The sequence below is a fragment of the Microcoleus sp. BM001215392 genome (assembly GCF_036700185.1).
Classification (GTDB): Bacteria; Cyanobacteriota; Cyanobacteriia; order Cyanobacteriales; family Microcoleaceae; genus Microcoleus.
This window is the reverse complement of the sequence record NZ_JAUBOJ010000368.1, coordinates 1-7772: the sequence shown is the minus strand read 5'-3', so window position 1 is coordinate 7772 and position 7772 is coordinate 1. Positions and strand designations below refer to the sequence as shown.

Below are 7772 nucleotides of genomic sequence, written 5' to 3'. Positions count from 1 at the left end.
TTTTCGCCCAAATGCTACGCCCCTACATATACATTTTGATTTTTGCAAGATATCTAATATTAAGCTGCTCAGCCCATGTTAATTTTCTATCTTTTACAGCCACCTAAAAAAACTCAGGACTTAGGCAAAAAATAGATATAATAATCTCCGCCAATGACAAATCCTTGTTCTTTTGGCAAAATAACTTTGTAATCGATGGTATACCCCGACGCACCCGTAATATCTATTGACTCACGTATAGCCTCGCCACGACCAAAATCCAAAGTTTTTCTGAGTTCACCATCCACATAAATCTTCACAGATACACGAATCAACTTAGAGTTGTCAGGTAAACCGTAAGCTAGTTTTAGTTCACCTGGGTTATTAATGATTTTACAGGTAATGGATCTGGGATCTGAATAGTAAATTTTAAAACGGCTCGTAGGTTCCTCAGTGCGCTTGCCAATAGTAATTAAGTTATCAGAGTTTTCTGCTTTATTTCCGTATATTAGTTGGCAGCGAAATTCCTCGGTTGTACGAGTAGTAGGTTTTGGAGGTGCCGCAGGTGAAGAAGCAGCTAGACTTGGTATTACTAAAGCAATAGCAAGACCTAAAAGAAAACCCAATTTAGGGTGATTAGATTTCCGAGAATTTTGGCTCATGATTTTTTTTGGCTCGATTGACTTGACAACCTACATAAATATCAACGTCGCTAAATCTGAGCACCCTGAGTTACAAAAAACTCCAAGTTTATCAATTACACTCTTTAGGAATTGGTAAACAAGTTTCGACTGTAGAGATTATATCATGTCTACGTAGAATATGTTATGTCTGACATTTCCCGATCGCCCTCACCCCCTCACCACTTCCCACGGGGCACCAACCAACAGTCGATCGCCTGCCGATCGCTGATGACTTTCTTAAAAGCACTTTAAGATATAGAGAACAAGATCAATTTAAAAGCGAAATGACATCAACCCTACTCAAAGCCTCCTCCCGATCGCCACTGAACGCTCCAACAGTGCGCCATTTCCCCAACGGTCTCACGGTTATCGCCGAACACTTGCCGGTTGATGCTGTGAACCTCAGCGTGTGGATGAATCTAGGCTCAGCCGTCGAATCCGACGAAATCAACGGTATGGCGCACTTTTTAGAACATATGATTTTTAAGGGAACTCCCAGCATCAAGAGTGGAGAATTTGAGCGGGCGATCGAACAACGCGGCGCTGTCACCAATGCAGCCACCAGCCAAGATTACACGAACTATTACATCACCACAGCCCCTAAAGATTTTGCCGAACTAGCCCCCCTCCAAGTCGATGTGTTGCTCAACGCCAGCATTCCCGACGACGCCTTCGATCGCGAACGGCTGGTAGTATTGGAAGAAATTAGACGATCGGAAGACAATCCGCGCCGCCGCACCTATCAGCGATCGATGCAATTAGCCTTTGAAGTCCTACCCTACAAACGACCCGTACTCGGCCCGACTTCCGTGATCGAAAATCTTACCGCCCAACAAATGCGGGATTTCCACAGCAGCAGATACCAGCCAGGGGCGATGACAGCAGTCGCAGTAGGTAATTTGCCGGTCGATCGACTAATTGAAATTGTCGCAGAAAGTTTTGCCGCCAAAAGCACAGCAAAAAACAGCACCATAAATCTGCCCGCTGTCAGCAGCTTTCACCCAGAATCCGAAATTCTCAACTACGGCCAAGAATCGCCATTTACCGAAACAGTCCGCCGCGAATTTGTAGACTCAGCCCTTCAGCAAGCCCGACTGATCGTGATGTGGCGGGTGCCTGGTTTCGTGGAAATGTCCGAAACCTATGCCCTCGACGTTTTGGCGACAGTATTGGGACACGGGCGCACAACTCGGTTGGTTAAGGATTTGCGCGAAGATCGAGGGCTAGTCTCGTCAATTTCCGTCAGCAACATGACTCAGCGGCTGGGCGGTGTATTCTCGATTTCTGCTCAACTAGCGACAGAAAACATAGAAGCAGTGGAAGCAGCCATCATCGGACACATCCGCACCCTACAAACCGAACTGGTGACAGATGCCGAAATTTCCCGCATCCGCACCCAAGTAGCAAATCGGTTTATCTTCGGTAACGAAACACCGAGCGATCGAGCAAGTTTGTACGGTTACTATCAGTCAATGGTAGGAGATATCGCTCCCGCCCTCAACTACGCAGCCTGCATCCAAGCTCAAACTGCGGAGGATATCCGGGAAGCCGCCGTCAAATACCTATCTCCCGACGCGATGGGTGTGGTGGTAATTCGCCCCAGCGAAGCATAAAATCGACTTTTTGCTAAATGGCGCGATCGTTTGATTCCTAAGCTCGGGAGACTGGCAACGGCACAAAGAAGGTAAATCATCGCCATCTTTGATTTTAGAATACTGCGTGAAGTTCGATCGGCTGTCGCCTTAAAGGTTTGTATCGAATCATGAATACAAAGCCTTTAAGGTGCGGACGATCGGTAAAATTGCCGTAAATTTCTGAGAGGATAAACTTGGAATCATTGAAGCGTGCAGGGAATCATGAAATTACAAAACTTTCTCAAGTCAAAAATTAGGTATGATTCTAGGGCGATCGCTGCCGACAACGAACTCAGCCGTCAAATTCAAAGTCGCCTCATTGACCTAGGTTTACTGAAACCTCCAGTAGACGGCATCTTTGGCCCTCTTTCTACCGCCGCCCTCCACCGATTTCAAACCCTGATGAAGTGCGGCGAACCGGGTTTTTTGGGAGCAGTCACAGCCCAAAAGCTGATCGAAGCCAAACCGGCGGACATTCCGACACCTCGCCCGCTCCTGAAAATCCTCAAAGACACCATTTTTAAATCAAAACCGCTGGCGTCTTCTCAACTTCAGGAAGCCGAAAAACAAGTAATCCCAGCGGGAAAAGAGTTTGAACTGCTGGCTTTTGCTCCGATTCGCGGCCATATTAGAGTTGCTCTCCGCAACGAGTCTTTCAAAGGTTCAGGGATTTGGTATGTTTATGGAGGACACGCTCGGGTTACTCTAGACAGCGTTTTGCTGTATCCCAAACCGAATCCGCCAACTGTCAGACTTGGCATTCCTTATCGATCGCAAATGGATAACTTGTACAATCCTACAGGTGCTTGCAATGTAACTTCCATAGCGATGTGTCTGGACTTTTTGAGAGTGCCGCGGCGCACAAAAACCGGACAATATGAAGATGAACTCTACCAATATGCGATCGACAAAGGTTACAGTCGGTGGGAACCCAAAGATTTAGCAAAAATTGTTAGAGATTACGGCGCTCAAGATTACTTTACCGAAAATGCAACGATTGATGACGTTCAAGATTGGCTCGCTAGCGGAAATCCCGCTGTCATCCACGGATACTTTACGTCATTCGGTCACATTATAGTTGCCGCAGGCTACGACAGCGAAGGATTCTTCGTTCACGATCCCTATGGCGAATGGTTCCCCACGGGTTATGACACAACTGTCAGCGGTTCTTACTTGCACTATTCCTATCGCTTAATCCGCAGCGTTTGTATGGCTGATGGGAATTTTTGGGTGCATTTTATCTCGAAGTAATTGTCAGTAGTCAGTAGTCAGTAGTCAGTAGTCAGTAGTCATTAGTCATTAGTCATTCAACTGTCAACTGTCAACTGTCAACTGCCAACTGCCAACTGACAACTGTCAACTGATTTTCATGCTCAAATCGAGCCAAGTCGATCGCGTAATCGGAGCGCTAGTTGAAATATAATCAACTCCAGTTTCCGCCACACTCCGAATAGTTTCCAAAGTCACATTCCCCGAAGCTTCTATTTTCACCCGATCGCTCTTTTCGCGAATTATTGCCACAGCCTGCCGCATCAAATCGCAGGACATATTATCTAACATGATAATATCCGCCTTGTGCTGAAGAGCTGTCTCCACCTGGGCCAAAGTTTCCGTTTCAACTTCGATCGTCAGCGGATAGGGGATAGAATCGCGAATCAGGGCGATCGCCTCGGCAATTCCCCCAGCCGCCGCGATATGATTGTCTTTCACCATCACCGCATCATCCAATCCCATCCGGTGATTGCAAGCACCGCCGATTTGAGTCGCGTACTTTTCCAACAATCTCAACCCCGGTGTTGTCTTGCGGGTATCCACCAATTGCACTGGTAAATCGGCAATTTTGTCAACATATTTGCGAGTTAAAGTAGCGATGCCGCTCAAACGCATTGCCAAGTTTAAGGCTACTCTTTCTCCCGTTAGCAGCGCGTCGAAATTACCAGAAATCTCGGCAATTACTTCTCCTTTTTCGCACAGTTTCCCTTCCTGTACTTGCGGGATGAAACTGAGATTGCTGTCTAAAAGTTTAAATGTGCGATCGGCAAATGGCAATCCAGCCACGACTCCAGCCTCTTTGACAATCCATTTAGCGCTACCCTGGATGCTGGCTGCGGGGAATAAGGCCGATGTTGTGCGATCGCCCCTACCGATATCTTCTAGCAGCCAGTTGTGCAATAGCGAGTCTAAAACTATCCAAGGTGGCAATATTGCTTTCATGTTTTCTTTGTGATTCCTGCTACTAGGAACGATAGTCGATCGCACAATTTTAGGCAAGTTGCGGAATGATGGTGGTGTGAGTGCGATTTTGGGCGATCGGGGGGCTAGATAATGGGCTATTCTGTTGCTGACATTGGGTTTTGGTGGTTTAATGGAGTGGATGGGGCGATCGCGAGTAGAAACAATGATACAGCCAGTCATTTTAGAAAAATTAGCAGAACTCCCGGAGTCTCTTCAGACAGAAGTGCTTAATTATATTGAGTTTTTGATCGAAAAGCAGGCTAAAAACTTAAGTCAAGAAAAGCCGATACAGAAGCGTCGAGTTGCCGGAACAATGAAAGGAATGTTTGTTCTACCGCTACCTGATGACTTTGATGAGCCGCTTGAGGATATGAAGGAATACATGGTAAACCGATACGCCCAAGAAGCTCCTAAAACGGAAAAAGCTGCCAAGCGAGGCGGACTTGGAATTTGGAAAGGTAAAATCTGGATGTCTGATGATTTTGATGAACCTCTTGAAGATTTAAAGGATTATATGTAAACATGAATATTCTACTGGATACCCATAGTGGCTGCGACGACGAGTATTCTGTTGACAACGTTGGGTATTGGTGCTTTGATGGAATGGATGGGTTTACCTTAGTATCAAAAAGAGTTTGAGCTTCTTAAGGCAGTTCATCTGACTCATATAGACTTAACTAATTGCCGTGAATATCACATCAGGTATGGATGCAGGTATGGATAATAGTGAGCTACAGAAAAGGCACTTTGCTGCTCTCAAACAAAAATATCAAGTAAGTCAGTATAATAGTGGTGTATCTGATAGTTTCCTATATCTGATACTGAGAAAAGCCGACCTGGGCATTCAAGTCACAAACCTAGAGTTTCAATGGCTAACAGAGAATCGCCTTGTCGGAACCGTTGAAATCATTTCTTTACAGCAATATCAAGCAGAAGACAAGAAGAGGCTAGAAGCTGAATTCCTGCATCTGCGAACTAAGTACCATATTCCAAAACAGTTAGAGCTTCCAATCTCCAGCCCAGTCTATTCAATACTTGGGAAATTAGATGCTGGGTATAGGTTTACAGATTCAGAAGTTGAGCTGCTAAATAATCATGGTCTTGTAGACACAATAACTTTAATTCAGGACATCCTGTATTTTTCACAACTAAAAGTTACCTATAAAGCCACGAATAATCTAAACCAATTTCCTGAAGAGCCTCTCTATTCAATTCTGAAAAAGCTTGACGTGAAGGAACAATTATTTGACTCCGATGCTGATTGGCTCCTAGATCATGATTTTGAAGAAACGCTGGAAATTTATTGGCAGCAGGAGAATGAAAGGAACGCTGAAATTGAATTCTCAGAACTAAAGTGTAAATATCAGATTGATTCTCACCCAGATACTTCTATTTCTAGTCCACTATATTCTATCTTGAGGAAATTAAATTCAGAATTAGAACTAGAGCCTAGCGAATGTGAATGGTTGAAGCAGCAAAACTTGAGTGAGTTAATTGCAATCGATCGAGAGCGTAAGGAGAGAAGATTCTTTGTGGAACTTAAAAATAAATATAAAGCCACTCAATATCAAAGCTCAGATCCTTCGAGCCGTTTATTTTTAATCCTTAGAATTTTTGAGATTAGTGAATCAAAAACTTCAAATCCTTCGGGCGAGTCGAAAGTATTGATTGACTCCGAAAAAGATATTCAGTGGTTGTCAGAACAAGGACTTGTTGAAACAGTAAATATTGCCAAACAGCTCCACTTCAAGGCATTAAAAACCAAGTATCAGATTGTGGGTCAATTAGCGATCGACCCATTTTATGAAATTATGCTCAAACTTGAGCGAGAGGAAAGACTAGACCCAAAACAAGTCATTCAATTAATTGAAGAAGGTCGTCTTGCTCGACATGGAAAGATAGCGGTAGCCTACTATAGATTAGAAGCAATATTTTGTGAAAAAGAACATCAACGAACTGGAAATAAATGGAAGTTACCCAGTGCAAGTAGTAACTGGCGTAAGGCAGATGAGCCTGAAAAAGCTCTAAAAGTCACAGAAAATTTGAACTGGAACAAAGTACAAGAATCTGACCTAAAATCAGCTTTATGGGTAACTAGAGGTGCGGCTTTTCGGGATCTTAATCAACTAGATGAAGCAGAAAATTGTGCAACGCAAGCAAGAGAATGTCACCCTGATAGTCACCAACCCTATACCTTGATGGGAGCAATTTGTTACGACAGAAGTGAATATGAGGAGGGTGATAATTGGTTTAAACTGGCAGCAGAACGTGGGGCTGACGATACCGACGACGAAATTGAAAGAATTGTCAGAATGACAAAAGACAAGGATAAACGTAGAGAAGTTGCAGAGTATCTTCTCAGTAAAGATTCAAATCGCTATAAATGGGCAAATTCGTATCTAAAATAGGAAGAACTATGGAAGCATCGAAAAGGTCTGCCTCTACCAGTATCCTGACCGCTCATATGGGTGCAAAGAAAAAGGCAAGACGATCGCCCACTATTGACTGCTAAAATAAGAGCGATCGCTGGTTATGATTGTGTTAAAATATGGTTCGAGTCCCCCGTAATTCTAGCTTATTTGAAAACAGTCATTAAAACATCACACAACCATCATGCAAACCAAAACGATCGCAATTCGCGTTAATGCTGAAGTTGCTAAAATATTTGAGGCTGCTTCTGAAGAACAGCGTCGTAAATTAGAGGCATTACTTAGCCTGAAACTTAGTGATGCAATTCGACGCAAAAGACCCCTAGAGGAGGTAATGAGTGAAATTAGTCGGAATGCTCAAGCGCGAGGATTGACCCCAGAAATTTTGGATTCAATTCTTTTTGAGGAGTGAGATGCCCTAGGTTCGCTTTCCCTATTTAAGCTACAGTAAAAGCTATATTTTCACTTCACCACATTAGGTATATTTCCACTACCTAAAACCTGTGTAGCATCTAAAACTTCTATCCCTACCAATAACTCATTTTCCCCAATATTCAAAGCAATTTCGTCAGTCAACTGTAAAGTGCGACACTGATGCTTACCTTCTACAAGTCTAATGTAGACAGCATCAACTTCGGAATCATAACTAATCTTCATAAATTTTACCTCTTATTCTTCAGTCCGCGAAGGCGGACTTCGCTTGTGTAGAAGCGGTTTCAACCGCCGAGTGAGAAAGATAATAACTAATAACTCCCCAAAAAACTAAAGCCCTTTTCCGTTGTTGCGGGAAAAGAGCTTTAATTTATTATTAA

General features: G+C 43.7%; 8 protein-coding genes. 5 read left to right on the top strand and 3 right to left on the bottom strand.

What is annotated here, in order from left to right:
• Nucleotides 1-113: 113 nt before the first annotated feature.
• Nucleotides 114-641, bottom strand: coding sequence for a hypothetical protein (locus QT974_RS27970; protein ID WP_333471662.1), 528 nt, complete (start codon nucleotides 639-641; stop codon nucleotides 114-116).
• Nucleotides 642-946: 305 nt separating this feature from the next.
• On the opposite strand from QT974_RS27970, the gene QT974_RS27965 reads away from it, so the two are divergent.
• The gene (locus tag QT974_RS27965) at nucleotides 947-2275 is read left to right on the top strand and encodes a M16 family metallopeptidase (RefSeq protein WP_333471661.1); all 1329 of its coding nucleotides are present in this window, start codon (nucleotides 947-949) and stop codon (nucleotides 2273-2275) included.
• A gap of 243 nt (nucleotides 2276-2518) precedes the next feature.
• Nucleotides 2519-3547, top strand: a complete 1029-nt coding sequence (locus QT974_RS27960) for a C39 family peptidase (RefSeq protein WP_333471660.1) — start codon at nucleotides 2519-2521, stop codon at nucleotides 3545-3547.
• 105 nt (nucleotides 3548-3652) lie between these two features.
• On the opposite strand, the gene nadC is transcribed toward QT974_RS27960, so the two are convergent.
• Nucleotides 3653-4510 carry a carboxylating nicotinate-nucleotide diphosphorylase gene (gene nadC / locus QT974_RS27955; RefSeq protein WP_333471663.1) on the bottom strand — a complete coding sequence of 286 codons (858 nt, stop codon included), beginning with the start codon at nucleotides 4508-4510 and terminating at the stop codon, nucleotides 3653-3655.
• Between the two features lie 184 nt (nucleotides 4511-4694).
• Between nadC and vapB the strand changes: the two genes are divergently transcribed.
• The 3 genes from vapB (at nucleotide 4695) to QT974_RS27940 (ending at nucleotide 7372) form a co-directional block, all read left to right on the top strand.
• On the top strand, nucleotides 4695-5051 hold the full coding sequence (gene vapB, locus QT974_RS27950) for a type II toxin-antitoxin system VapB family antitoxin (RefSeq protein WP_333471659.1): 357 nt from the start codon (nucleotides 4695-4697) through the stop codon (nucleotides 5049-5051).
• A 166-nt stretch (nucleotides 5052-5217) separates the two neighbouring features.
• Nucleotides 5218-6939, top strand: a complete 1722-nt coding sequence (locus QT974_RS27945; RefSeq protein WP_333471658.1) for a hypothetical protein — start codon at nucleotides 5218-5220, stop codon at nucleotides 6937-6939.
• A 205-nt stretch (nucleotides 6940-7144) separates the two neighbouring features.
• Nucleotides 7145-7372 (top strand): hypothetical protein, encoded by a 228-nt coding sequence (locus tag QT974_RS27940; RefSeq protein WP_333259820.1) that lies wholly within the window; start codon nucleotides 7145-7147, stop codon nucleotides 7370-7372.
• A 50-nt stretch (nucleotides 7373-7422) separates the two neighbouring features.
• Here the strand turns inward: QT974_RS27940 and QT974_RS27935 are convergent, their stop codons facing one another.
• On the bottom strand, nucleotides 7423-7617 hold the full coding sequence (locus tag QT974_RS27935) for a DUF2283 domain-containing protein (protein ID WP_333471657.1): 195 nt from the start codon (nucleotides 7615-7617) through the stop codon (nucleotides 7423-7425).
• Nucleotides 7618-7772 lie beyond the last annotated feature (155 nt).